The sequence below is a fragment of the Acidimicrobiia bacterium genome, from assembly GCA_041394025.1.
Taxonomy (GTDB): Bacteria; Actinomycetota; Acidimicrobiia; order IMCC26256; family JAOSJL01; genus JAOSJL01.
On sequence record JAWKJA010000002.1, the window covers coordinates 354,644 to 380,335 of the forward strand.

Genomic DNA, 25,692 nt, shown 5'->3' on the forward strand with positions numbered 1-25,692 from the left:
CGTGCAGTCTGCCATTCGCCGGCCCGTGGGAGCGGACCGCCCTCCCGGAGACGGCACGGCGAAGCCTGATCGTGTGGCGCCGCCCGGGTACGCTGGCTGCGTCGCCGCGTCGACGCCTCGCGGCACCACGGCAGATCTCCCGGTGCGAGGAAGCCCATGCGAGTCTCACTCGTCAGTCTCGAAGACGGCATCATGGCCTGTGGCTTCCGCAAGATGGCCGCGTACGTCGAGAAGATGTACCCCGACACGCGTACCTACTTCGTGTCGACGAACAACTACCGCTCGCTGATCGCCGCCATCAAGGGCGCCCAGGGCGGTAGTGGGGTGCTCAATCCCGAGTACGTCGACGAGATCGCCCAGGAGCTCGCGGGAAGCGACCTGATCGGGTTCTCGAGCATGACGGGCTACAAGGGCCTCACCACGGCGGTCATGTCGCGGGTGCGCGAGGTGAGCCCCGACACGACCATCGTGTGGGGCGGCATCCACCCGATCATCCATCCCGAAGACGCCATCCAGGCGCCCGTCGACGCCATCTGCACCGGGGAGGGTGAGTTCGCCTTCGAGGAGTTCTTCGACAAGTGGAAGAACGGGCGCGACTACACCGACGTGTGCAACTTCTGGTTCCCGAACGGCGACGACGTCATCCGCAACGACTTCCTCCCCCTCCAGACGGCAGAGGAGATGGAGACGCTGCCATTCCCGCGGCACTCGAAGGACGAACTCCTCTACTCGCCCGGGAGCGGGTTCCGGCGCATGAGCCTTCACGACCGCCTCACGGCCAACGGCCTCAGCTACAACACGGTCTGGTCGATCGGTTGCCCGTTCAAGTGCACCTACTGCGGCAACACCAAGTTCATCTCCAACGACAATGCGTACCGCCGGTTGCGGCACCCGAGCCCCGCGTACGCGGTCGAAGAGATCAAGCGGGTCCGCGAGACCTTCCCGTACATCAGCACCGTGTGCTTCCACGACGACAGCTTCATGGCGATCTCCTACGACGAGATCGTCGACTTCTCCGAGCGCTGGCGTGCCGAGGTCGGCATTCCCTTCGCGGTCTACGGCGTCATCCCGAATTATGTGCGGCGCGACAAGATCGAGGTGCTCACCTGGGCGGGCATGAACCGGATCCGGATGGGTGTCCAGAGCGGGTCCCAACGGATCCTCGACTTCTACAAGCGGCCGAGCCCTCCCGAGAAGGTGCTCGCGGCCGCCGAGGTGACAGGATCCTTCGCTCCGACGTACCACATCCCCCCGGCCTACGACATCATCACCGACAACCCGATCGAGACGCGCGAGGACGTCATCGAGACACTCGAGCTCATCTACAACTTCCGTCGTCCGTTCACCCTCAACGTCTTTTCCCTCAAGGTCATCCCCAACACGCAGCTCGAGGAGCTGATGAAGGAGGAGGGCGTCGACGTCGAGGAGATCTCCTCGAACTACGTCAACATCCCGCCCCGCTGGGCCAACCTCCTCGTCTACCTGCTGACCCTGTGGCGCCCCCCGCGCCGGCTGTTCAACCTCCTTCTGAAGCCGGTGAGAGCGAGCGGTGAGCCCCAGCGGATGTATCCGGTGCTCGGGCGCATCCTGCGGGCACTGTTCATGGTCAAGCGCGGCGTCGATCACCTCCGGCACCTCGACTTCTCCACGATCCCGGGCTACTCGGGCTACATCGTGTGGCGGACCGGGATTCTCCGGTGGTGGTGGCGCAACCGCACGCCACGACCGGAGAAGCCCGAGATCAAGAAGGCGCCCGTTCGGATCCCGCTCGAGTTCGTGCGTGATGCCAAGGATGTGGCGCCCGAGCCGACCGCCCCGGAGGAGCTCGAGGTCGGGGAGATCTCGGCGTAGCCGACGAGGCGGTCCTGCGGACCGTGCGTCCGGAGCCCGGCCCCGGCTGTAGCCTGCGCCGTTCCATGACTGGCGGTACCGATCCCGACGCGAGCCCCGAGGCCCTGGCCCGCATCGCCGACGCCGCCTGCCTGCGCAGGATCCACATGGTGGCGTGGCGCGACCGCGACGATCCCACGGCGGGTGGCAGTGAGGAGCACGCGTCGCAGATCGCCGCGCACTGGGCGGCGGCCGGGCTCGACGTGACCCTGCGGACGGCGGCAGTCCCCGGCGGGCCCGACGAGGTCGTGCGCGACGGGTACCGGGTGATCCGCCGTGGGGGGCGCTTCACGGTCTTCGCCCGCACGGCTCTCGCAGGCCTGCTCGATCTCGACGGCCGACCCGACGCCGTGGTGGAGATCTTCCACGGTCTCCCCTTCTTCGGGCCGCTCTGGACACGGGCGCCCCGGATCGCCGTGCTGCACCACCTCCACCTCGACATGTGGCACTCGCTTCTCCCACCGGCCGCATCGCACATCGCGTACGGAGTCGAGCGCTACGTCCAGCCCGCCCTCTACAGGAAGACGAGGATCGTCGCGGTGTCGGACTCGACCCGACAGGCACTGGTCGACGACCTCGGACTCGACAACGACCGGATCACGGTCGTCCCCAACGGCGTCGACGCCCGGTTCTCACCGGGGGGCACGAAAGCTCCCGCACCGACGATCATGGCGGCCGGGCGGTTCATGCCCCCGAAGCGCTTCGACCTGCTGATCGACGTGGTTGCCGAGGTCCACAGGCACGTGCCGGACCTCCGCGTGTGGATAGCCGGCGAGGGCCCGCTGCGTTCCGAGCTCGAGGCACAGGCACGACGCGTCGGCGGAGCCGGTTGGATCGAGTTCCTCGGCCGTGTCTCCGACGACGACCTCGTCGACCGCTACCGCTCGGCATGGCTCGTGGCCTCCACGTCGATCCGCGAGGGGTGGGGCCTCACCCTCACCGAGGGAGCGGCGTGCGGCACACCGGGTGTCGCCACGAGGATCCCCGGTCACGTCGATGCTGTCGTCGACGGGACGACGGGCCTTCTCGCCACGGGGACGGAGGAGCTGGCGGGTGCCATGGTCCGCGTGCTCACCGACGACGACCTCCGAACACGCCTGACCGAGGGTGCGCTGGCGCGGGCGCCACGCCTCACGTGGCCGCAAAGCGCATTGGGAACCCTCCGGGTGGTGGCCGACGAGGCGGCCCGCCACCCCGACCGACTCCCTCAGCGCTGGGAGGGTTCCTGACCCTCGCCGGCTCGACGGCGACGTCGCCCGCGCAGCGCTGCGATCGCCGCGTCGGCGCCCAGCAGGGAGACGGCCAGGAGTGCCAGGCCGTGGGCAACACCGAAGTGCTCGGCCCACGCGAAGTCCACCGGATACCCGTACCGGTACTGCTGCACCACGACGTAGAGGGCAGCGGCCGCGAAGGATGCCACGGCACCCACGGTGAGGAGGCTGCGGCCCCACGCGGTCAGGAGTGCGAGGCCGGTGGCCAGCCCTGTGAGGAGGCCGATGAGCGGCGAGAAGAGCACGCCACTGACACCGGCTGCCACGACACCCGAGACGACAGCGGACACGACACTGGTGCCGACAGATGGCAGGCGGAACGGTGAGGCGAGTTCCGGGGCCGTCATCTCGGAGTCGTCGTCACGGCGATCATCGCGCGATGGTCGACGGCCGACCACGATGATCACGAGGCACAGCAGAGCGCCGAGTGCCGTGAGGCCCAGACCGGCCCAGACCCAGCGCTGCGGTGCCCACGTCATCGACACCGAGAAGTCGGATCCGACCTCCGCGGGGTCGACGTACCACCCGTTGGCGTATCCGTCGACGAGTGTCGGTGGCCCGAGATCCTGACCGTCGGCCTCCGCTATCCATCCGTCGCTGTGACTCTGGCCCAGAACGAGCCAGAAGGGCTCGGTCGCCCCGCTGACCGTGGCGTCGAAGCTGACGGGCCCGGCGCCGTCGAGTTCCACCGTGGGGACGTGGGCTTCGTCGGGTGGCTGCTCCTCCTCGGGAGCGGGGCCCGGCGGGCCGAGGACCACCTGGTCGACCGTGAGGCCCGAGGTCGCCCCCGACGTGCCCGTGAGCGTGTGCGTACCCTCGGTCATCCACACGGGGGTGTCCGACGTGGCGCCGGGCCCGGCCGGGCAACCCTCGAACGGCAGTGGATGGCCCGCGAGTGCGTCAGCCGTCGACCCCGACACCCGGACCGGTACCGACTCCCCGTCGATCTCGAGCAGATCGTCGTGACACACCGGGGGGATCTGCTCGGGCAGCGGGCCGACCGTCACCCCGGGAGCGCCGATCTCCGCGATACCCACGGGGAGGGCGACTGCCTGGCCCGAGAAGTAGTCGGTCGTCGTGACCGGTCGGACCCCGGTGACGGTGATGCGGACGGTGTCTCCGGTGAGCCCCTCGAAGCCCACCGGCACCAGCGTGGTGGTTCCGGGTGTGGGCAGATCCTCGAGGTCGGGAAGTGCCACGACGCGTGTCTCGCCGCCGGCATCGATCGTGAGCTCGGTCGGTACCGAGTGCCGCCCGTCGGTGACCAGGGCGAGGTCGAGGCGGTCCAGCGTCACCGGGTCGGCGGTCGTGAACTCGATGAAGCGGCCGGTCTGCTCACCGAAACCGGGCGACCAGGCGGTCGCGCGGTCACCGTCCAGTGCTGCTGCCGGACGCGAGCGCGCGTTTCCCGGCAGCACATCTGAGGCTGTGACGTCGACCCCGCCGTCGTCGGCGCCCGGGAGACCGAGCGAGGCTTCGACCGCGGCACGGGGGTCGTCGGCACGGACCCGGACAACGCCTGCCACCGAGAAGGCCCGGTTCGCGGGAACATCGAAGATGCGGGCGATGCGCCTTTCGTCGTCGTCACGGATCGTGTCGGTCGGCGAGACCCGCAGTCGTGTGAAGAGGTACGTGAGGGACGGCTCACCGGTGCCGGCGTCTCGGAGCGCATCGGTGACATCGACCGGTACGCGGACACGCTCGGTCGCCGGCTCGACGCCGGGGACGGTGATCTCGGCGAACCCGACACCGGAGAGCCCGGCGTAGCTCTCGGGGTCGGGGTCGACAGCGAGGATCTCGACGTCGAGCGTGTCGAAGGTCCGCTCGCCGACGTCGACAGTCTGGCCGTCGAGCGACTCGGGCCCGAGGTCGACGACGAGCGGGTCGTCGCCGTCGAAGCGGAGCTCCGCCTGTGTGATCGTCCGGTTGCCGGGGGCCTGCCGGAGTGTGACCGTGCCTGTGGTCACCGGCTCGGGATACGTCACCTCGAGGCGCTCGCCGACGGGGTCACTGAAGGCCGCCACTGTCCACGCGGTCGACGGGTCCCCGTCGAGGGCCAGCTGAGGGCGCGCGTCGGGCGTGAAGGTCACCGGGTTGCCGTACCCGGTTGCCCGTGCCGACGGGCCCTGGATCACGGTCACCGAGCGGTTGTCGTCGGCGTCGGGGAAGAGCGCCAGCCGCGCGTCACTGGGGTCGTCGGCGAGCGGCTCCTCGCCCGCGGTCTCGGTGTATCCCGCCTGGTCGCGCAGCGTCAGCCAGCGTTGGCCCCGTCGCCGGTTCGTGTCGGTCACGACGAGCTGTGGGTCGCCACCGAGAACGCGCTCGAGCGTCTCGGCGTCGTCGGCGAGAGTGGCGGCGTAGAGGATCAGCTGGTCGTCGCCGATGAGACCGGCCGTGGCGGCGTCGACGATCCCGTCACCGTCGCCGGCCAGCACCATCGCCCCGTCGACCGGGGCGGACCGCACCATCGGGCGCGGGTTCTCCACCGGGAACACGGCGACGGGGGGCGGGTCCGGCGCATCCCAGGGGATGGCGAGTTCCGTCTCGTCGAGGAGAGGGAGATACGCGACCGGGACGTTGGGAGTCGGCTCACCGAAGGCGAGAGGATCACCCAGGCCGGGGGGTGGGGGGTTCAACACGTCCCAGAGTGCCCGCGGTCGGGGTGTGCGGTAGCGCTCGAACTGGAGGTCCGAGCGCAGGAGTACGTCGCCCGCCGACATGAGGCGTGCCACGGGAGCCACGGCAGTCGCGTCGAGGGTGCCCTGCTGGAGTCGGAGGTCGAAGGCCGACAGCAGGCCCAGCGACCCCGGTGTCCCGTAGCTCGTCACCTCCCGGGCGATCACCCCGCGCTCGACGAGCCCGGGGGTGATGAAGTCGATGGTGTCGCCCCACCGGTACGATCCGAAGTCGCTGCCCGGGATCTCGAGAATCCGCTCACCCTCGACAGGCCCGTCGACGGCTGCGGCTGCCTCGATCCAGTATTCGGGGATCTCCTCGGGCCGGTCGCGGGTGTCCGAGACGAGCGTGCCGTCCCACAGGGGCGACAGATTGAGCACGGCGAGCAGCCCGACGAGTGCCAGGGCCACGTTTCCCGTGAGGCGGTGGCGGCGGACGAGCGCGGCGAGACCGGTCGCCAGGAGAACCGAGAGGCCGAGCGCGATCAGTGGTACGGCACGTGTGGAGCTCCGCAGCGACAGCACCACCTCGGAGTTCGAGTCACGCACGACACGCCCGAGCGGTGACGGGTCGTCGAATGGGTGCGACGCCACCGCGATCACGACCCCGATGACGACCAGGAGAACGAAGAACGCGCGGTACCGCCACCTCGTGAGGACCGCTGCCAGAACGGCGAGTCCGGGGAGGAGGAAGCTGAGTGCGAGAGCGGGAACACTCGTGAGGAGGCGCGTGGCGCCGGCGAAGTAGTTCTCGACGGGATCCCGTCCGTAGAAGAACCACATGCCGAGGCCGCGCAGGACCTCGGGGGCGGACGACGAGACGGAAACGGTTTCGATCGTCTCGCTGAAGTCGAGCACGGGGAGGCCGTACTCCGTCTGGATCGACAGCGCGACGATCCACCACATGGAGACGCTCAGCGTCAGGACGCCGATCCGCCCGATGGTGGCCAGTCCCTGCCGGGTCGTTGCGTCGCGTACCACCCATGTCTCGTAGACGATCCAGAGGATCGGTCCGACTCCCACGAACGCCAGGGCCGTGGCGTTCACCCCCCCGACGGTGAGGACGACGAGGGCGAACATCGCGGGGTACCGCCAACCACCGTGGCGGAGGCTGCGGGCCGCGAGCCCGATGAGCCACGGCAGGCCGGCGAACGGCAGAAGGAAGACCGACAGGGTCGTGGCGTACTCCACCACGTACGGCGAGAAGGCGAACGCGAGTGCGGCAACGAGCGGGGTCCATCCGTCCCACCGCAGGGTGCGGGCCAGGTAGAGAACCCCGGCACCCGCGGCGAACATGATGCCGGCGAGCCAGAGCCTCTGTGCGACCCACACGGGCACGTCGAGGCGGTCCATGAGCCAGAAGTACGGGCCCATCGGGAACAGGTAGCCGATGTTCTGGTGGGTGACGGTCCCCATGCCGAGGTGCTGGTCCCAGAGGTAGGGGGCGCGCGACAGCCACATCGACGGGTCGAGGTAGAGGAGCTGCTTGGAGTCGGCCACGACCCGGCCGGGGGCTGTGAGAAGCAGCGGGATGAACGTGACGGCGGCGAGCACGGCGTGCGACACGAGCCCGATATGCGCGCCGAGACGACTCGCCGGCGTGGGGGATGGCGCAGTGGAGAGCGTGGCGGCGGTCATCGGTTGCGGCGTCGTCGCGCGTCGGCAGCGAGGATCTCCATGCTCGCGCGTGCGGTTTCCGACCATGAGAGCTCTCGCGCACGCTCGAGTGCAGCGATGCCGAGGCGCTCACGGAGAGCACCGTCGTCGAGGAGACGCGAGACGCCGTCCGCCAGATCATCGGCCGTCGGGGCGAGGAGGCCGGTGACCCCGTCCTGCACGGCGTCCCGGTGGCCGGCGATGTCGGTCACGACGGCAGGCGTGCCGCAGGCAGCGGCCTCGGTGACGGTCATGCCCCACCCTTCCGCGGCACTCGCGCCGGCGAGCACCCAGGCGGACCGGTACCACGTCACGAGCTCCTCGTCGGTGACGTGCCCGGTGAGGCGAACCCAGGATGCTGCATCGAGCGACCCGACGATCTCCCGGAGATGGTCGCGCTCGTAGCCGTCACCGACGATCACGAGCTCGAGACCGGGCGTTCGCGCGGCCACGGGGGCAAGCGCCCGGATCAGGGCGTCGAACCTCTTGACGGGGATGAGACGCCCGACCGCCAGCACCATGGGGTGGTCACTCGTGTCTCCACCGGGTGTGAACCTCGGGTCGACACCGGGCGGGACCACGCTCACGTGCGAGGCCGGGATCCGGAGCCGCTCGACGATGTCGGCACGCGCTGACTCGCTGTCGGTGACGACCGGACTGCTGCGGTACACGCGAGGAGCGACGCCGAGTTCCACGAACTCGCCGACGCGTGCGAGTCGATCGGGAAGTGTACGGTGCCAGATCCCGCCGTACACGTGGTGGACCCACGTGAGCCGCGGCCCCGCCGTCCAGAGGGGAACGAAGAACGGCACTCCGTTCCAGATCTCCACGACGGCGTCACGCGGCCCGTTGCGCCCCGCGATCTCACCGGCCACCGCACGCCAGAAGACCTGGTAGCGCCCTGCCCGCCGCCGAACGAGGTAGCCGTCGCGCCACTCCTCGGGTGGTCGGCCCTGTGCGAAGGAGGTTCGCAGCGTGACCTCCAGTCCCGCAGCGGTCCAGTGGCGCGCCAGTTCGGCGGCGTGGCGCTCGGATCCGCCCGCTTCCACGTCCTCCACGTCGCGCCAGGCGAAGATGTGGATCCGCTGGATGCCACCCGATGCCGCCGCGTCCGCGATGGCAAGGGTCGATTCCGCCGGAACGCGGCGGGGTTCGGGGGTGGGCACCGGGGCCTCCTTGTCCGCGCCCACCGGCGCCGAGAGGGCCGGAGAACGCCTCATCGTAGGCGCCCGGGGCCCTGTTCCCCGTGCTCCGCGTTGACGGCGGGAGCCGTGGGCGGATAGCAACCCGGGCACGATGACCTCTCCGTTCCCCATACCGTCCGACCCGGAGCACCGGGACCGTGCGCCCCGCGGCGACGGTCCCCGGGCGCGTCTGCGCGGTGCCGCCCGCTTCAGGGTCCTGTGGCGGCTGTTCCGGGACGAGAAGGACAACCCCGAGCCCTTCTACAGCTTCCTCGCCCGGGAGGCCGTCGACGACCTGGAGTATCGGCACGGTCCGCTCCGGGACCAGCGGATTGCCGACCTCGGCTGTGGGCCGGGCTACTACACCCGGGCGTTGCGAGCTGTCGGCGCCACGGTCGTTCCCGTCGAGGGTGATGCCGACGAGATCAGGGCCGGTGGAGGTCCCGACGACCTGATCCGGGGAGATGCCACGAGGCTCCCGGTGCCCGCTGCTTCGCTCGACGGCGTGTTCTGCTCCAACATGCTCGAGCACACGCCCGACACGCATGCCGTCGCGCACGAGATCGCGCGGGTGCTTCGCCCGGGTGGCTGGTGCTACCTGTCGTGGACCAACTGGTACTCACCCTGGGGTGGTCACGACATGACGCCCTACCAGTTCCTCGGACCGCGACGGGGCCCGGAGTTGTACGAGCGCCGGCACGGTCCGCCGCGCAAGAACCGCTACGGTGAGGGCCTCTTCGCGGTGCACATCGGCCCCACGCTCCGGACGTTCGGGGAGACAGCGGGCCTGCGCATCGACGATGTCGAGCCGCGCTACTGGCCGTGGGCCAGGGCGGTCACACGCGTCCCGGGCGTCCGGGAGGTGCTGACCTGGAACTGCGTGATCCGAATGACGAAAGAGGGCGAGACCGTGACCGACGTACCGGGTGCCGAGCGCCACTCGGACGACCTGCCACGCGATCCCGAGTTCGAGGAGGTGCTGGCGTCGGTGGCCGACGTCGAGGGATGGATGAGCGACGGCCAGGCACGGCGACTCTGGGACCGCGCACGGGCACTCGAACCGGGCTCACGGATCGTCGAGATCGGCAGCTTCCGGGGCCGGAGCACGATCGTTCTCGCCAAGGCCTCGACCGATGAGGTCGAGGTCGTCGCCATCGATCCGCACGCCGGCAACGACCGGGGGCCCTCTCAGTGGAGCGGTCCCGCCGAGGCCGGCCAGGGGGACCGCGAGGTCTTCGTCGCCAACCTCGAGCAGGCGGGGGTGGCCGAACGCGTCCGCCACGTGCGCGAGTTCTCCCGCCGGGCGCTCGACGCCGTGGACGGTTCGATCGACCTGCTCTACGTTGACGGCTCCCACCGTCCTACCGAGGCGGCCGCCGACATCAGGGCCTGGGGCGAGCGCGTGCGCCGGGGGGGAACGCTGCTCGTCCACGACACGTTCAGCTCGGCGGGTGTCACGCTGGCGGTCGTCATGACGCTGTTCGCCGGTGGCGACTTCCGCTACGTCGGGCGGGTCCGCTCCATGGCCGAGTACCGCCGAGAGGACCTGTCCCTCATGGCCCGTGTGGCCAATGCCGGGCGCCAGATCGCGCAACTTCCGTGGATGGCCAGGAACCTGCTCGCCAAGTTCGCCCTGTGGAGGCGGATCGGCTGGCTCACGCGACTGCTCGGGTACGAGGAGGGCGACGCCTACCCCTACTGAGGGGGATCCCCGACTGCCGCGCGCGCCGAGGTGGCTTCCGAGCCGGCCGACGCATCAGGTGGGACCAGCCGGACGAGCTGGGGTACGAGCCAGTCGTTGAGCATTCCCGCCGCTTCGTCCTTGAAGTGGACGCCGTCCTCGCGCAGCGTCACCCCGTCGATCTTCTCGGCGCAACCGTCGTTGTCGCAGAAGAAGTCGTCGAGGTCGACGTATCCGAGCGTCGGGTCGTCGTCGGCCACCTCCCGGGTCAGATCATTGATGCACCGGACCCGGTCGTTGACCCAGTTGCGCGACGCCAGGAAGTTCGGATTGCTGTCGAGGCCGGCCGTACTCCACAGCGGGGCGTTGGTCAGGACCACACGTGAGCCCGACGCGGCGAGAACGTCGACCGCCTCATGGAAGCTCCGGCGGTACCACTCGGCGTACCCGGGCGTGCAGGGCTCGAGCCAGGTCCCGTCGACCTCCACATCGGCGCGGGCTCCGCCGCCGAAGATCGCCACGGTGAGGTCGGGTTCGAACTCGCCGACCACCCGTTCCCAGTGCCTGCTGCACTCGGTTCCGTCACGAATCTTCATGCGGTCGACGTCGCGGGAGCGGTACCGGGGGTTTCCCGGCGTGAAGACACACCCGGGGAGCGACGAGTCGAAGGCCACGACGCCGAGTTCGTCACCCCTCGCCGCCATGTCCTGGCCGAGGAAGTAGCCCAGCGAGTCGCCGACGACGAGGATCCGTGGCGGTCGGTCGGCGGTCTCGGCCACCGGCGGTGACGGAGGTGTGAGGTCCTCGGCATCGGCTGCCGCGGCAGCCACGGTCTCGTCGAAGGTCGGCCGGCTCACTGCGCCCGTGGTCGTGGCGACGAGCAGAACGGCGATCGCCACGACCGCCGCCGGCAGGAGTGCCTGGATGCGCCAGCCCCGGAGGGCACCCCGGCGAACAGGCATCTCGATGGCGTGGTAGGAGAACACCGCGATCGCGAGGCTGACGGCGATCCGCACGGCGGTCAGGGACCACCCCTCGAGGCCGGTTCGCGTCGGGGAGAGGAACACGTAGACCGGCCAGTGCCAGAGGTAGAGGCCGTAGGAGATCAAGCCGAGCCACACGAGCGGCCGCCACGACAGCATCCGGCCGACCGGCCCCGCTCGGGAGTGCGCCGCGGCGGCGATGACGATGACGACGGGTACCGCGTGGAGGAGGAACCCGCCTCGGTAGAGCATGGCCGACTGCCCGCTCGCGGCGATCCATGCCCATGCGAGTCCGCCGACGCTGATGATCGCCAGCACCTCGAGCACACTGCGCCCGATCCTCGAGGTGGTCTCACCCCGCCACGCGATCCAGCACGCCAGCGCGGCTCCTCCGAGGAGTGCCGTCGCTCTCGTGTCGGTTCCGACGTAGACGCGCTGTGTCGGGCCTCCGGGTGTGTAGAGGAACCACATCCACGCGGATGCCGCGACGGCACCGGTCACGCAGAAGCCGAAGAGCGCCCTCGATGTGAGCTTCCACCACATGACCAGTCCCGCGAAGGCGATCGGCCAGATCAGGTAGAACTGCTCCTCGATCGCGAGGGTCCAGGCGTGCTCCAGCGGTGACGGGGCCGCGAACAGCGCCCAGTAGTCGTCTCCCTGGAAGAGCGTGTTCCAGTTGGCGACGTAGCCCAACGTCGCCAGCGCGTCCTGGCGGATGCGTTCGAGTTCCTCGGCCTCCGCGACGAGAAGGGCGTAGAGCGCCACACCCGCCAGCATGAAGAGGAGGCCGGGGATGAGCCGGCGTACCCGTCGCGCCCAGAAGGCGCCGAGGCCGACGCTCCGGTTCGTGGCGAACTCGCTCAGGAGCAGGGACGTGATCAGGAAGCCCGAGAGGGCGAGGAACGCATCCACGCCGAGGAAGCCACCCGCGAGGTGGCCGGCGTGGAAGAGGAGGACGGCCAGCACGGCCACACCGCGTACGCCGTCGAGGCCCGGCATGTAGCGGAGGCGGTGGGTGTCGGGACGTGCACCGCCGAGGATCGTGGCCCGTGGCGTCGGCGTGTCGGCCACGGGTGTCCCGGCGGGTGTCCCGTCGGGTGGCGCGGCTTCGGGGAACGGGGGCGGTGTCGTGGAGGTCGTCGTCACGGTCGGAGGGATCTCATGTCGCCTGGCTCACGATGTGCCGGTCGCGGTCGGTGGGTCGTCGGGGATGGCGGCCAGCAGTTGCGGGAGGGCCCACTCGTTCACGAGGGCCGCTGCCTCGTCGAGGTAGTGCACACCGTCCTCGCGCAGGGTCACACCGTCGACCTCCTCCCGGCAGACTCCGTCCGGGCACACCCACTCGCGGAGGTCGATCAGGTCGAGGTTCGGGTTGGATGCGGCGATCTCCGCGTTGAGCGCGTCAATGCAGTCGATGCGGTCGTTGATGACGTTGTCGAGCCACGACTCGACGTCCTCGCGACCCTGGAACTCACCGGCGAGCCAGTACGGCGTCGTCGTGAGCATCACGTGCGCGCCGGTGGCGGCGAGTTCGTCGACCGCTACCGAGAAGTTCTCCGTGTACCACGCCGCGTGCTCGGGGGTGCAGGGGACGAGGAACTCGCCGTCGATCTTCGGATCGACGCGCCCACCACCTCCGAATGCGGCGAACACGACGTCGGGCCGGAACTCCTGTGCGGCCTCGGCCCAGTCGTCGGCACAGTGCTCGGCCGGTTCCTCGAGCTCACCGCCGCCAACCTGCGGCGTGCGCACGGTGTCGGCACCCCGCGTGAACGTGCAGCCGCCCTGGCTGGCGTTGTAGGAGACGATGCCCAGGTCGTCCTCCTGGCCCTTCATCGTGATCCCGAGGAAGACGCCCACCGAGTCACCGACGACCATGATGCGCGGCTCGTCGTCGCCACCGGGGGACGGGAGGGGAGCATCACCCAGGTCGGTGCCCGAGGCGGTCTTCTCGGCCTCCTGGAAGGCGAGTTGCGTGGTCGACGTCGCCCCGGTCGTCGTGACGAGCAGCAGCCCCGCCAACACCAGCGCCGCGGCGGGGACGGCGGCCTGGATCTTCCAGCCGCGGAGGGCTCCCCTGCGGATCGGGTTCTCGATCACGAGATACGACAGCGTCGCGATGGCGATGCTCACGGCGATACGGATCGCGGTGAGATCCCAGCCCGACAGACCCGTGCGCTGCTCGTTCAGGACGATGAACACCGGGAGGTGCCACAGGTAGAGACCGTAGGAGATCAGCCCGACCAGCACGAAGGGCCGCCACGACAAGAACCGCGCCGACGGTCCCTGGCTGCTGTGGGCCACGGCCGCGATCAGGACGAGCATCAGCGCAGCGTGCGTGAACAGGCCTCCTCGGTAGACGAAGGGGTTGTTGCCGTCGACGAAGCCCCAGATGAGTGCGATCGCCACCAGGCTGAACGCGGCCGCCGTTTCGAGGACGACCCTTCCCCGTCGCGACGTCACCTCTCCTCGCCAGTGCAGGAGGCACGCCAGTCCGCACCCGGCCAGGAATGCCGTGGCACGGGTGTCGGTGCCGAGATAGAGGCGCTGCACCGACTGTCCGGGCTCGTAGAGGTACCACATCCACGCCGTCGACGCGACGGCCAGCCCGGCGCAGACGGTGAGCAGGATCTTGACGCTTCCACGGGTGAAGGTGAGCACGCCGACGAAAAGCAACGGCCAGATCAGGTAGAACTGCTCCTCGATGGCGAGGCTCCACGTGTGCTCGAGCGGTGAGGGCGCCTTGAAGAGATCCCAGTAGTCCTGACTGCCGTAGATGGCGTTCCAGTTGGCGACGTATCCGAGCGTGGCGAGCCCGTCCTTGCGGATCGTGGCGAGCTCGTCGGCCTCGGCCCACACGAGTGCGATCAGGGCGATTCCGGCGAGCATGAAGAACAGGGCCGGGAGCAGGCGTCGGACGCGACGTGCCCAGAAGGCCCCGAGACCGATCGAGCCGTACTTCTCGCGTTCCCCTAGGAGAAGCCCGGTGATGAGGAAACCCGACAGGAGGAAGAAGGCGTCGATGACAGCGGCGCCGGCATGGAACTGGCCGGCGTGGAACAGCATGACGACGACCACACCGATTCCCCGGATGCCGTCGAGGCCCGGCATGTAGCGGAGCCGGTGCGAGGGCCTCGGGGGCGCGGGGGAGCCGCCGCCGAGCGTCCCCGAAGGCTCGACCGAGGCCGCCGGCGGGCCGGGGCCGGCGCCCTCGGGCGCGGGGGGAGGGGGTGTGGTGGTGGTGGCCAAGGTCAAATGTTCGCGTGTGGGGGGCCCAAAGTCACGGTTGACCGGAGGTCGCGTTCCCGACCTCTGTCAGAGGCGGGTGGCCGCCTCCTCGGGAGTGTCGGGAGGGGCCGCCGCCAGTGCCTCGGGCACGAGCCACCGGGCGATGATGCGCGCACCCTCGTCCTCGAAGTGCAGGCCGTCGGGGCGCAGCTTCACGCCCTGTTCGTACTCGTGGCACTCGCCGTCGGGGCACACACGTGCTCGCAGGTCGACGATCGCCGCGCGCGGGTTGTCGCTCGCCACCCGGTGATGGACCTCGTTCACGCACGCCGTGCGGGCCGCCTTGTCCGTGGGGCCCCACGCGTAGAGCGTTTCGGGGGCGGTCGTGATCACGACGGTACCGCCGTAGCTCGTGAGGCGGTCGACCTCCTCGCTGAGGCGGTCGTGGTACCAGCGGTCGTAGTCGGCCTCGCAGGGGGCCTGCCACGTTCCGTCGATCTCCCACTCCGAGATGCTCGGAGCGCCGAGGATCAGCAGCGTGACGTCGGGCTGGAAGGCCTGGACGTAGGCGTCCCAGGCCTCAGTGCACTGCTGGGGTGCCTGGGTGATGTAGCCGCCCTGCTCGGTGCGGACGCGCCGCTCGCCATCGTTGAGGCCGCACGCACCCCGCCCGCCGTTGCGGGCCACGATGTCCCATTCACCCTGGAGGGCGTCGATCTCCGAGCCGAGGAAGGCCGAGACGGAGTCGCCCACGACGAGCAGTCGGCGCTGCCGCGCGGTGTCCGCGACGTCGGCGGTGGTGCCGGCGACGTGAACGCTCGGCTCCGACTGGATGAGCTCCTGCTCCGTGGGTAGGGCGGCCGCAGGGACCTCGGAGAAGGCCAGTTCCGCCTGTTGCTCGCCACCCACCGTCGTGGCCATGAGCGCCACGACGAGAACGAGTGCGGCAGCAGGTGCGACGACTCCGATCCGCCATCCGGGGAGGGCGCCGCGGCGAATCGGCATCTCGAGGAGAAAGTACGACAGGACAGCGAAGGCCAGGCTGACGCCGACGCGAACGGTGGTGAGCACCCAACCGTCGAGCCCGGTGCGCTCGGCGCTGAGCACGACATACACCGGCCAGTGCCAGAGATACAGGCCGTAGGAGATCAGGCCCAACCAACAGAGCGGTCTGAGCGACAGCGCGCGTGCCACGGGCCCGGTGGTCGGGTGCACGGCCGCCGCGATGATCGCGGCCACCGCGATGCCGCAGAGGAAGAGGCCACCGGTGTAGAGGCCGCCGGTCTGGCCGTCGACGAACAACCAGGCGAGCGCCAGGCCTGACGCCGCGACAACAGCAACGACTTCGAGACTGACCCGCATCGCGGGGGAGCGGACGGTGCCGCGCCACATCACCAGCGAGGCGAGTGCAGCGCCGATGAGGATCGCGGCGACGCGTGTGTCGGTTCCCAGGTAGACGCGGTTCGTGTCACCACCGGGTGTGTAGAGGTTGAACATCCACAGTGCCGACACGACCGCGAGCGTTGTGCTCACGTAGAAGAGGGTGCGGGGCGTTCCCCGGCGCCAGGCGAAGACCGCAACGAAGACGAGCGGCCAGAGCAGGTAGAACTGCTCCTCGATGGCGAGGCTCCACACGTGCTCGAGCGGTGACGGTGCCGCGAAGATCTCCCAGTATCCCTGCCCACCGGTGATCGCCTGCCAGTTCGCGACATAGCCGATGGTTGCCAACGCGTCGGTTCGCAGTCGGTCGAACTCCTCGGCGGAGGCGAAGAACGTGGCGTAGAGCGCGACCCCGGCGAGCATGCCGAACAGGGCGGGGAGGAGCCGACGGGCGCGCCGTGCCCAGAAGTGCCCGAGGCTCACGGAGCGTGCACGGTTCCACTCGGTGAGTAGGAGAGACGTGATGAGGAAGCCGGAGAGGACGAAGAACAGGTCGACGCCCAGGTAGCCGCCTCGCAGGTGGCCGGCGTGGAAGAGGAGGACGCCGGCGACCGCGAGGCCGCGGAGGCCGTCGAGCGCCGGGACGTGGCGCAGTGTGGTGGGCGGCCCGCCCGGAACGCGCGTCGTCGCGGTCACGGGCGTCGGGAGCGGCGTCGTGCCCGTGTCGGCACGACTCGACGATGCCTCGGCGCTCGTCTCCCCGACCCTCTTCCAGCGTGTCACGAGGCGTCAACGCTACCTCTCCCGGCGATACTTTCCTATCCGGCAACTGGAGCAAAGTGGACACTGTGCGGGCTGTCGGATCGCGGCGCGGTGGCGGTCCCGGAGGAGGCCCGGCGGTAGCCTCGGCCTGCCCCGTGGTCTCCCGTTGGTCCCTTCCTCACATGCCCGCCCTCGACGGGCTGCGCGGCGCCGCCGTCGTGGCCGTGCTGTTCTTCCACGGCGGCTACCTCACAGGCGGCTACCTGGGCGTCGACCTCTTCTTCGTCCTGTCGGGATTCCTCATCACGTCGCTGCTCCTCATGGAGTGGGGAACGACGGGGTCCGTCCGGCTCGGAGCCTTCTGGGCACGGCGCGCCCGTCGGCTCCTCCCCGCCCTGTTCGGCATGCTCGCCGGTGTGGCGCTCTACGCCTGGGTGTTCGCCGAGCCCGGCGAGCTCGACCGCATTCGCGCCGACGGCCTCGCCACGCTGGCGTACGTCGCCAACTGGCACTCGATCGCAGCTGACACGAGCTACTGGCAGCTGTTCCAGGCGCCGTCACCGCTGGAACACACCTGGAGCCTCGCCATCGAGGAGCAGTTCTACCTGCTCTGGCCGCTCGCGGTCCTGGGGCTGCTGCGCTGGCGCCACGGTCGGCTCCGCCCGGTGTTCCTCACGGCTCTCGGCCTCGCTGTTGCGTCGGCGGTGTGGATGTTCGTCCTCTACACGCCCGGCACCGATCCCGAGCGCGTCTACCTGGGCACCGACACCCGCGCCATGGCGGTGCTGCTCGGAGCAGCCCTGGCCGTGTGGCTGCGCACGACCGGCCCGGCCCGCTCGCCGAGGGTCTCGTTGTCGGTCGAGCTCACGGGTTTCCTCGGGGCCGTGTTCCTGGCGTGGGCGTGGATCGGCCTCGACGGGACGAGCGATGCTCTGTACCGCGGTGGCCTCTTCCTGTGCGGCGTGGCGTCGGTGGCGGTCATCGCCGCAGCGGCGAAGCCGTCCCCGGGGCCACTGGCCCGCGTGTTCACCTTCGCGCCGCTGCGCTGGCTCGGGCTGATCTCCTACGGGCTGTACCTCTGGCACTGGCCCGTCTTCGTGACCATGAGCCCGTCCCGGATGGGATTCGACGGATGGCCGCTCTTCGCCGCGCGCGTTGGTGTGAGTCTCTCGATCGCGCTCGTCTCCTACTTCCTGCTCGAGATGCCGATCCGGCGGGGCGCGCTCTCCGCAGGGCGTCTCCGCGTCGTGACACCCGCGGCGGTCGTCGTCGTCGTGGTCCTGCTCGCCGTCTCGACGACCGGCGGGGAGTCCTCGCCGTTCGATCCGGCACTGGCCGCCGACGGAGACGTCCCACCCGCGACCGCTGCCCCGGGGCCCGACACGCCCGATCCCGCAGCGGAAGGCACCACGACGGTGCTGGTTCTCGGCGACTCCGTCGGCGCGTTGCTCGGGGTCGGCATGCAGGAGGCGCAGGGCGACCACGACGTGTTCACGTGGAACAAGGCGGTCCCCGGATGTGTCCTGCTCAGCCGCAGCCCGAGCCTCTGTGCCGGGGAGTGGGCGCAGGATCTCGCCGAGACCCGCCCCGACGTGGTGTTCATCGTGCAGGGTGCACCCGGCCTCGCCACGTGGGAGGTTGACGGGCGAGCCTTCACCGCCTGCGACGACGAGTTCACCGACTTCTATGTCGAGGCCATGACCGAGGAGATAGGTGCCGTCCGGGCTTCCGGAGCAGTACCCGTGCTCGCGACCTCACCACAGGCGATCGCCGACGGGGTCCCCTCTGACACGGCCGAGCGCTTCGGGTGCTTCAACGACGCGATCCGCGACGTTGCCGGCACCACGGGGGCAGCGCTCGTCGATCTCGACTCGTTCGCCTGCCCCGACGGCGAATGCCGGGTCGAGGAGGACGGTGTGGTCCTCCGGCCCGACGGCATCCACTTCCGGGGTGACGGAGCGGTTATCGCCGCCGACTGGGTGCTCCCCCAACTCGTGGAGCTGGGCTCGACTCCGGGATAGCGTGAACGCGTGTGAGACACGACGGCCCCCGGGAGGCGCAGTGACCGCTCCGACGATCGACACCACCACGAGTGTCGTCCGCGAGGACGACATCCCGTTCGCCCTCTTCTGGGAGGGGATCGAGATCAAGCTCCTCCGCATCGCGGACGACGGCAGCTCCTACACGATCCTCAGCCGGTTCGCGCCGGGCACGGAACTGCCCCGCCACAAGCACTTCGGCCCCGTGCACGCCTACACGCTCTCGGGTCGGTGGAGGTACAAGGAGTACGACTGGGTGGCCGATCCCGGGTCGTTCATCTACGAGCCGACGGGCTCCACCCACACCCTCGTCGTCGACGCCACCGAATCGGAGCCGGCCCTCGTCTACTTCACCGTCGACGGTGGCATGGTGCTGCTCGACGAGGATGACGAGCCGTTCATGGTGGAGGACGCCGCCGGCATGGCCGAACGGTACGCGGAGTGCCTGGCCAACCAGGGCATCGCGTACCCCACCGGAATCCTCACGTGAGCCGAGGTACAGCGGCACACAGGACAGGCGCCACGAGCGGCAGGCAATGACCCCGAAATCCTTCTTCCTCAGCGATGAGCTCCACGCGTTCCTGCTCGGGAACGCACCGCCGCTCGACGACGTCCAGCGCGACCTCATCACCGACACGGAGGCGCTCGGCGACGTCGCGACCATGCAGATCAGCCCCGAGCAGGGTGCCTTCATGACCCTGCTCACACAGATCATCGGCCCGCGGCTGGTCGTGGAGGTCGGGACGTTCACGGGCTACTCCACGCTGGCGATGGCGCGCGGGCTGCCGGAGGGTGGACACATCATCGCGTGCGACGTGAGCGAGGAGTGGACCGCCATCGCGCGTCGTGCGTGGGAGCGCGCCGGTGTGGCCGACAGCATCGACCTGCGAATCGCACCCGGGCTCGAGACGCTGAGCGCCCTTCCGACCGACGAACCCGTCGACCTGGCGTTCCTCGACGCCGACAAGGGGGGATACGCCGACTACTACGACGAGCTCCTGACTCGCATGGACACCGGCGGCGTCATCCTCGTCGACAACGTCATGTGGAGCGGTCTCGTCGTCCGGCCTCCGGACGGTGCGGAGGACGACGACACGGCCGCCCTTCGCGCGTTCAACGAGAAGGTCCGGAACGACGGCCGCGTCGACTCGATGATCCTCCCGCTGGCCGACGGGTTGACCCTCGTCCGCAAGCGCTGAACGCGCCGCCTCAGAGGCCGACGGGTTCCAGCCCACCGTCGCGGACGAGGTACACGTCGATCTCGTTGCGCCCCGCCACGAGGAACTCGGGCGGGAGCATCACAGCGAAGAAGCGGTCGTGGCCGTCCCAGCCGAAGGTCGTTGCCACACCTCCGATCCGCCCGTTCAGTGCGACGGCCACGGTCTCCCCCGGTCCGGTTCCGTCGAGGTGTCCCGAGAGGTACGCGGGCACCGACGGCGCGTCCGGGTCGACATCGCGCGTGAAGGCAGCCTGATCGACCGTGGCCGACGCCTTCGCGGTGCCGAGGACGCCGATGTCGGTGGCCGCCTGACCGACGAGATCCCGCCCCGGGCCGACACGCCACCATCTCAGCGGCTCGCCGGCTGCCGGCAGCAGGGAGTCGACGCCCTGGGCGAGAACCCGGGGGTGGTACGTGTCGCCGTCGAGCTCCACCCGCTCACCGGCATCGACGTGGCCCTCGACGGAGAACGATTCGTAGAACACCTTGTCGTTGCCCGGTCGGGCATCGGGATCCAGCATCGACAAACCGTCGACCTCCCAGGGGATCTCGACACCGAGCGCGTCGGCGACCGTCGGGACGATGTCGACGGTCTCGACGTTGGCCTCGGACGTCTCGCCCGCCCCCTGGTCCGGGTAGTGGACGAAGAGCGGGACCCAGGCGATCTGCGGGAAGAGGGCGTCGTTCCAGTTGCCCCGGCCCGTTCCCCGTTGCGAGAGGCCCGGGAGGAACGCGCTGCCGTGGTCGGCCGTGACGATCACGAGAGCGTCGTCCCAGGTGCCGGCCTCCTGCATCGTGTCGATGAGCTCGCCGACCAGTGCGTCGGCGTAGCCGACCTGGAGCAGCTCGCGCTGGCGGCCGAGGTCCGTCGCGGCGGTGTCGTCGATCCAGATCCCCTCGTCGTCGCCGGGCTGCACCTCCGGCTCGGGATAGAGCGTGCCGTCGGGGAGGTAGCGGTAGGGAACGTGGGGGAGCAGCATGTGCAGGTAGCTGAGGCGCGGGCCGGGCTCGGAGACCGACGTCAGCAGTGCCTCGAACCTCTCGGGCTGCGGGAAGGCGGCCTCGCCGAAGGGGTTGGGCAGCTCCTGGTCGTCTGATGCCGCGCCAGCGTCGGGAGCAACGTCCTCCTGCACGTCTGTGTCGTCGACGAAGGCGGAGGTGGGGTTCTCGTTGCTGTCCTCGAGCCCGATCCGGGTGCGCAGGATGTCCCCTGCGTCGTCGAGGAGTGCCCCGAGGCCGGTGGCTGTGCCGGTCGGGGAGTCGTCCGTCTGCTCGCACAGGTTGGACGGGCACATGCGTGTCGTCGACTCGTCGACGGACAGCTCGTAGTGGTCGCCGAGGAGAGTGAACAGGCTCTCGGGATGGTCCCGTGCGAGAGGATCGTCGCGGCCTTCCGGGTACTGACCTGTGAGGATGGCCGGGACAGCGCGCGACGTGTACTGGGAGACCGCTGTGGCGTTGTTGTACCAGGTTCCGATCTCGGCGAAGCGCGCGAAATTGGGGTAGAGCTCCTCGTCGAGGTTCCCGTCGCTGTCGATGAGCGCCGTGAGCGGGAACTCGTCGAGTACGACGAGGACGACGGGGGCAGGGTCGTCGATCCCGTCGAGTTGGGCCGCGGCTGCCTCGTTGCCGCTGAGGAGCTCGGACGTGGGTGACGAGAACAGGAAGAGCCCGAGGAAGGCGACGGGACCGATGGCGGCGAATCCCAACCAGGTCCGCGTGGCCTCCGCACGAAGGTAGAGCGCGGCGAAGCCGGCAGCCACCAGGATCGCGAGCACGCCGAGCAGCAGACCGCGCAGCCCGGAGACCTCCTTCAGGATCTGGATCGTGAACAGCGCCACCAGGGCGGCGAGGATCCCGAGATGGACCCAGCGCCGGACCGAGGAACTGATCAGGCCGACAACGGCGTCGACGGCCCAGAGGGCGAGGGCGGGCACGACGGTGACGAGCACACCGAACAGGACGATGTCGCGGGAGTCGGCATTGCGGAAGATGAACTCCGACGGCGCCTTGCCGAAGACGTCGAGGAGGGGCTGTGCGATGGCGAAGCCGCACAGGGCGAAGATCTCGAGGAACGCGCGGACCTCACCCCTGGCGCGGGCGACCCGTGAGTGCGATGGGGAAGGCGTGTTCGTCGCGGTCATGACCCGACCGGCACGAGTGTTCCGTCGCGGAGAAGGAACACGTCGACGGTGTTCGGGCCGGATGTGAGGAGCTCCGGCGGGATCACGAGCGCGAAGAAGTCGTCGTGACCGTCCCAGGCATAGGTGCCGCTGACGCCACCGACGCGGCCGTTGACGGCGACGACGACCGTCTCGGTCGTGGACGCGCCTTCGAGGTGTCCGGACAGGTAGACCGGTACCTCCGCGGCGTCGGGGTCGATGTCGCCCTCCAGAGCGTCCTGGTCGAGCGTGGCCGTCACGCCAGGGGAGGGAGGCGCGGAGAGGCCGGCGGCCTCCTCACCGACGAGGCCCACGCCTGCACCGATCGTGTAGGAGCGCAGTGGGTCGCCGACCGCGGGAAGGATCGAGTCGACACCCTGGGCCAGTACGTCGGGGTAGTAGTCGGCACCGTCGAACTCCACCGGGTCGCCTGCGGCTGTCGCTCCGTACCAGCGTGCCTCGTAGAAGGTCTTCTCGTCGGTCGGCCGACCGTCGGGGTCGAGCATCGATACGCCGTCGATGTCCCACGGGATGGCGACGCCGAGCACGTCGGCGACGGTCGGCACGATGTCGATGCTCTCGACGTTCCGGTCGGAGACCGTGCCCGGCTCGACATCCGGGTCGGTCCCGTCGGCGTCGGGGTAGTGGACGAACATCGGGATCCAGGCGATCTGGGGATACAACGTGTCGGGCACGTCCTCGATGGCGCTGCCGCGTGGCGACTCACCCGGTAGGAACACACTGCCGTGATCGGACGTGACGACGACGAGGGCGTCGTCCCAGGTGCCCGCCTCCTCCATGGTGTCGATCAGCTCACCGATGAGACCGTCGACGTAGCGCGTCTGGAGCAGGGCCCGCTGGCGGCCGAGCTCGACCGGGGCGTCGTTGTCGATCCACCCCCCGGTGAGGGCGTCCGTGGTGTTGCCCGGTTGGGGCTCGGCGCTCGGGTAGCGCTGTCCGTCGGGAAGGAAACGGTACGGGATGTGCGGGAGGAGCAGGTGGAGATAGGAGAGCTGCGTCCCGGGCTGCGACACCGAGTCGAGGAGCGTGTTGAACCTCTCGGGCTGTGGGCGTGAGATCTCGTCGCCGAACTCGGGGAGCTGCTGGCCGTCGGACTGGGCGTCGGCCACGACCGCTGCCTCCTGCGCCTCGACGTCCTCGATGAAAGCAGCCGTCGGGTTGGCGTCGCTGTCCTGGAGGCCGACACGGGCGCGCACGATGTCGCCGGCGTCGTCCAGTAGCGCTCGGAGCCCCCCGGACCCGCCGACGCCCTCGGAAGCACCGGGGCTCTCGCAGATGTTCGTCGGGCAGAGGCGGGTGGTCGACTCGCCCGCGGAGACGTCGTAGCTCCCGCCGAGGAGGGTGAAGAGGCTCTCCGGGTAGTCGCTGGCGAGAGGCTGTCTCGCCCCTTCGGGGTAGCGCCCCGTGAGGATGGCCGGCACCGCAACGGACGTGTAGTTGGTGACGGCGGTGGCGTTGCGGTACCAGGTGCCGTCGTCGGCGAACCGGGTGAGGTTCGGGTACAGCTCCTCGTCGAGGTCGCCGTCACTGTCGATGAGTGAGGTGAGCGGAAACTCGTCGAGCACGACCAGCACAACCGGCACCGGGTTTTCCACCCGGTCGAGGGCTGCTGCTTCCGCCTCAGTGCCGCCGATGAGGTCCGAGACGGGCGAGGTGAACAGGAACAGGCCGAGGAAGAGCACCGGCCCGATGGCGGCGAAGGTCACCCACGTGCGGGTTGTCTCGTAGCGTCGGTAGAGCCACCCGAACCCGACGCCTGCGGCTGCGGCGACGAGCCCGAGAAGGATGCCTCGCACGCCGCTTGCGTCCTTGACGAGCTGAAGGACGAACAGCGCGGCCAGCAACGACAGGATGCCGACATGTGTCCAGTGGCGCGCCGCAGCGTTGACCAGCCCGACAGCAGCCTCGATCGCCCAGAGGACGAGAGCGGGCAGCACCGTGACGACCACACCGAAGAGGACGATGTCGGCGGTGTCGGCGCCGCGGAACACGAACTCCTCGGGCGCCTTCCCGAAGACGTCGAGCACCGGCTGGGCGAGAGCGAAGCCGCACAGCGCGAAGGTCTCCAGGAACGCGCGGGCCTCGGATTTCGTGCGTGCGGCGGCGCCGCTGGTGGCCGTCAAACCCTCGGGGTGGCGTGGTACATCACCCGTGTACCGCCCGGGAGCTCCTCACGCTCGCGCACGTCGAACGCCGCGGTGAAGATCTTCTCGAAGTGCTCGAGGTCGTAGTCGGCGTGGATCTCGGGTGGCTTGTTGGCCAGGAGCCGCTGTGCCATGGGGTCCGGGCGGTCGACGAACTCGACGATCATCTCGGCGTCGAAGGAGTGCAGCCAGTCGACGACATCGGTGAGCGGGATGTTGGCGGCGATCGCCAGGTGGTGGAGCAACGCCAGGGTCATCACGAAGTCGGGTTTCGCCCGCTCGGTGAAGGGGCGGCGCTCCCGGTTGCGCCACCCGATGCCCGGTGACGGGTCGGTGAGGTCCATCACCAGGGGCAGGATGTTGGTGGTGCCGTCCTCCCGGAGTGATCGGTAGAGGTGGTCGATGACCAGGTCGTCACCGTCGACGCCGACCACGTAGTCGCAGTGCTCGGCGGCGATGCGGGTGTAGGTGCCCTCGTTGCAGCCGAGGTCCCAGCCGAGTGCTCGGCGTCGGGAGCCTGCGGCCTTTGCGACGAACGCCTTCTTGGCGTCCGCGTCGGCGTCGGAGTAGGAGCAGATCCCCAGGTAGTCGGACCAGGTGGAGTTGGCCTTCTTCCACTTCAGCTTGGTGCTGAGCTTCAGGAGCTTGCGGATCACGGCCTTCTGGACCTCGGTGTTGAAGCCCGACTTCTTGGCCTTCTTGATGGTGTCCTGCGTGGACTTGTCGGAGTAGCGGCTCTCCAGGACGGCATGGAGGTAGACGTTCTTGAAGACACCCCTTCGGAAGTTGTCGCGGAAGCTCATGAGATCGCGCATCTGGGTGGGGGTGAGCCCGTTGACCTGCCCGCGCAGGAAGGGCTGGAACGAGACGCCCTTGTGTGCCTGGAGCATCATCGGGAAGAGGAAGGTCTGGCAGAACTGGCGGTAGCCGATCCACGGCCCGCCCGTACCGGCGGGCTCGAACGAGGGCGTGTCGATGAACGTCGGTGCCGTACCCTGCCACTGGACGTTGTAGGCGTAGCCGTCCTTCATCGTGACGTCCTCCTCGAGGGCCTCCGAGAGGAGTTCGAGGTGGAGGATCGCCGCGTCACGGAGCATCGAGAAGCTCCACTCGTACGGGTACGACACGAACGGGATCCGGTCGTGTTCGAGAACCGTCGTCCAGCGCGTGTCGGGCCCGAGCCCCGCCACGACGGCGTCGTCGGCTTTGCGGGTACCGACCACACGCCCGTCGGCGAGGGCCCTCCGGAAGAACTTCGTGGCGTGCACGACTTCCCACTCGGCGCTCGCCTTGCTGTCGAGGCCGCGCAGCACGCGTCCGTCCGCGTAGAAGACGGCGTTCGCCGGATCGCGAAACGACGAGGGCTCAGCCCGGGGACTCGTCACAGGTGTCGAGGA

The 25,692-nt window shown here is 69.4% G+C and carries 14 protein-coding genes; 6 read left to right on the forward strand and 8 right to left on the reverse strand.

Translation table 11 applies throughout. The features are described 5' to 3' along the window. The first annotated feature begins 156 nt into the window (after positions 1–156). Both R3A49_01575 and R3A49_01580 read left to right on the forward strand, forming a co-directional pair. Entirely contained in the window at positions 157–1,851 is a 1,695-nt protein-coding gene (locus R3A49_01575) for a radical SAM protein (GenBank protein MEZ5169422.1), read from the forward strand. Between the two features lie 65 nt (positions 1,852–1,916). After that, positions 1,917–3,119, forward strand: a complete 1,203-nt coding sequence (locus R3A49_01580; protein ID MEZ5169423.1) for a glycosyltransferase family 4 protein — start codon at positions 1,917–1,919, stop codon at positions 3,117–3,119. Here the strand turns inward: R3A49_01580 and R3A49_01585 are convergent. Then, a complete protein-coding gene (locus tag R3A49_01585; protein ID MEZ5169424.1) occupies positions 3,098–7,474 on the reverse strand; it encodes an alpha-(1->3)-arabinofuranosyltransferase family protein in 4,377 nt (1,458 codons plus the stop codon). The genes R3A49_01580 and R3A49_01585 overlap by 22 nt on opposite strands. Further along, entirely contained in the window at positions 7,471–8,658 is a 1,188-nt protein-coding gene (locus R3A49_01590; protein ID MEZ5169425.1) for a glycosyltransferase family 4 protein, read from the reverse strand. Before R3A49_01590 ends, R3A49_01585 begins: the two co-directional genes overlap by 4 nt. A gap of 130 nt (positions 8,659–8,788) precedes the next feature. Here R3A49_01590 and R3A49_01595 point away from each other — a divergent pair, with 130 nt between their 5' ends. Next, positions 8,789–10,378 carry a class I SAM-dependent methyltransferase gene (locus tag R3A49_01595; protein ID MEZ5169426.1) on the forward strand — a complete coding sequence of 530 codons (1,590 nt, stop codon included), beginning with the start codon at positions 8,789–8,791 and terminating at the stop codon, positions 10,376–10,378. Here the strand turns inward: R3A49_01595 and R3A49_01600 are convergent. The 3 genes from R3A49_01600 to R3A49_01610 form a co-directional block, all read right to left on the reverse strand. After that, on the reverse strand, positions 10,372–12,486 hold the full coding sequence (locus R3A49_01600) for an acyltransferase family protein (GenBank protein MEZ5169427.1): 2,115 nt from the start codon (positions 12,484–12,486) through the stop codon (positions 10,372–10,374). The two genes, R3A49_01595 and R3A49_01600, sit on opposite strands and share 7 nt — an antisense overlap. A gap of 27 nt (positions 12,487–12,513) precedes the next feature. Then, positions 12,514–14,589: an acyltransferase gene (locus tag R3A49_01605; protein MEZ5169428.1), complete on the reverse strand. Its 2,076-nt coding sequence runs from the start codon at positions 14,587–14,589 to the stop codon at positions 12,514–12,516. A 66-nt stretch (positions 14,590–14,655) separates the two neighbouring features. Continuing rightward, a complete protein-coding gene (locus tag R3A49_01610) occupies positions 14,656–16,731 on the reverse strand; it encodes an acyltransferase family protein (GenBank protein ID MEZ5169429.1) in 2,076 nt (691 codons plus the stop codon). A 161-nt stretch (positions 16,732–16,892) separates the two neighbouring features. Here R3A49_01610 and R3A49_01615 point away from each other — a divergent pair, with 161 nt between their 5' ends. Genes R3A49_01615 through R3A49_01625 form a run of 3 tightly spaced genes read left to right on the forward strand, consistent with a single transcriptional unit; the run spans position 16,893 to position 19,948 of the window. Continuing rightward, positions 16,893–18,731, forward strand: coding sequence for an acyltransferase family protein (locus tag R3A49_01615; GenBank protein ID MEZ5169430.1), 1,839 nt, complete (start codon positions 16,893–16,895; stop codon positions 18,729–18,731). Between the two features lie 40 nt (positions 18,732–18,771). Continuing rightward, positions 18,772–19,239, forward strand: coding sequence for a 2,4'-dihydroxyacetophenone dioxygenase family protein (locus R3A49_01620; protein MEZ5169431.1), 468 nt, complete (start codon positions 18,772–18,774; stop codon positions 19,237–19,239). A gap of 46 nt (positions 19,240–19,285) precedes the next feature. After that, positions 19,286–19,948, forward strand: coding sequence for an O-methyltransferase (locus tag R3A49_01625; protein MEZ5169432.1), 663 nt, complete (start codon positions 19,286–19,288; stop codon positions 19,946–19,948). 10 nt (positions 19,949–19,958) lie between these two features. On the opposite strand, the gene R3A49_01630 is transcribed toward R3A49_01625, so the two are convergent. Genes R3A49_01630 through R3A49_01640 form a run of 3 tightly spaced genes read right to left on the reverse strand, consistent with a single transcriptional unit; the run spans position 19,959 to position 25,680 of the window. Next, positions 19,959–22,112, reverse strand: a complete 2,154-nt coding sequence (locus R3A49_01630; GenBank protein MEZ5169433.1) for a sulfatase-like hydrolase/transferase — start codon at positions 22,110–22,112, stop codon at positions 19,959–19,961. Next, on the reverse strand, positions 22,109–24,274 hold the full coding sequence (locus R3A49_01635) for a sulfatase-like hydrolase/transferase (protein ID MEZ5169434.1): 2,166 nt from the start codon (positions 24,272–24,274) through the stop codon (positions 22,109–22,111). Before R3A49_01635 ends, R3A49_01630 begins: the two co-directional genes overlap by 4 nt. After that, positions 24,271–25,680 (reverse strand): class I SAM-dependent methyltransferase, encoded by a 1,410-nt coding sequence (locus R3A49_01640; protein ID MEZ5169435.1) that lies wholly within the window; start codon positions 25,678–25,680, stop codon positions 24,271–24,273. Before R3A49_01640 ends, R3A49_01635 begins: the two co-directional genes overlap by 4 nt. Positions 25,681–25,692: the final 12 nt, after the last annotated feature.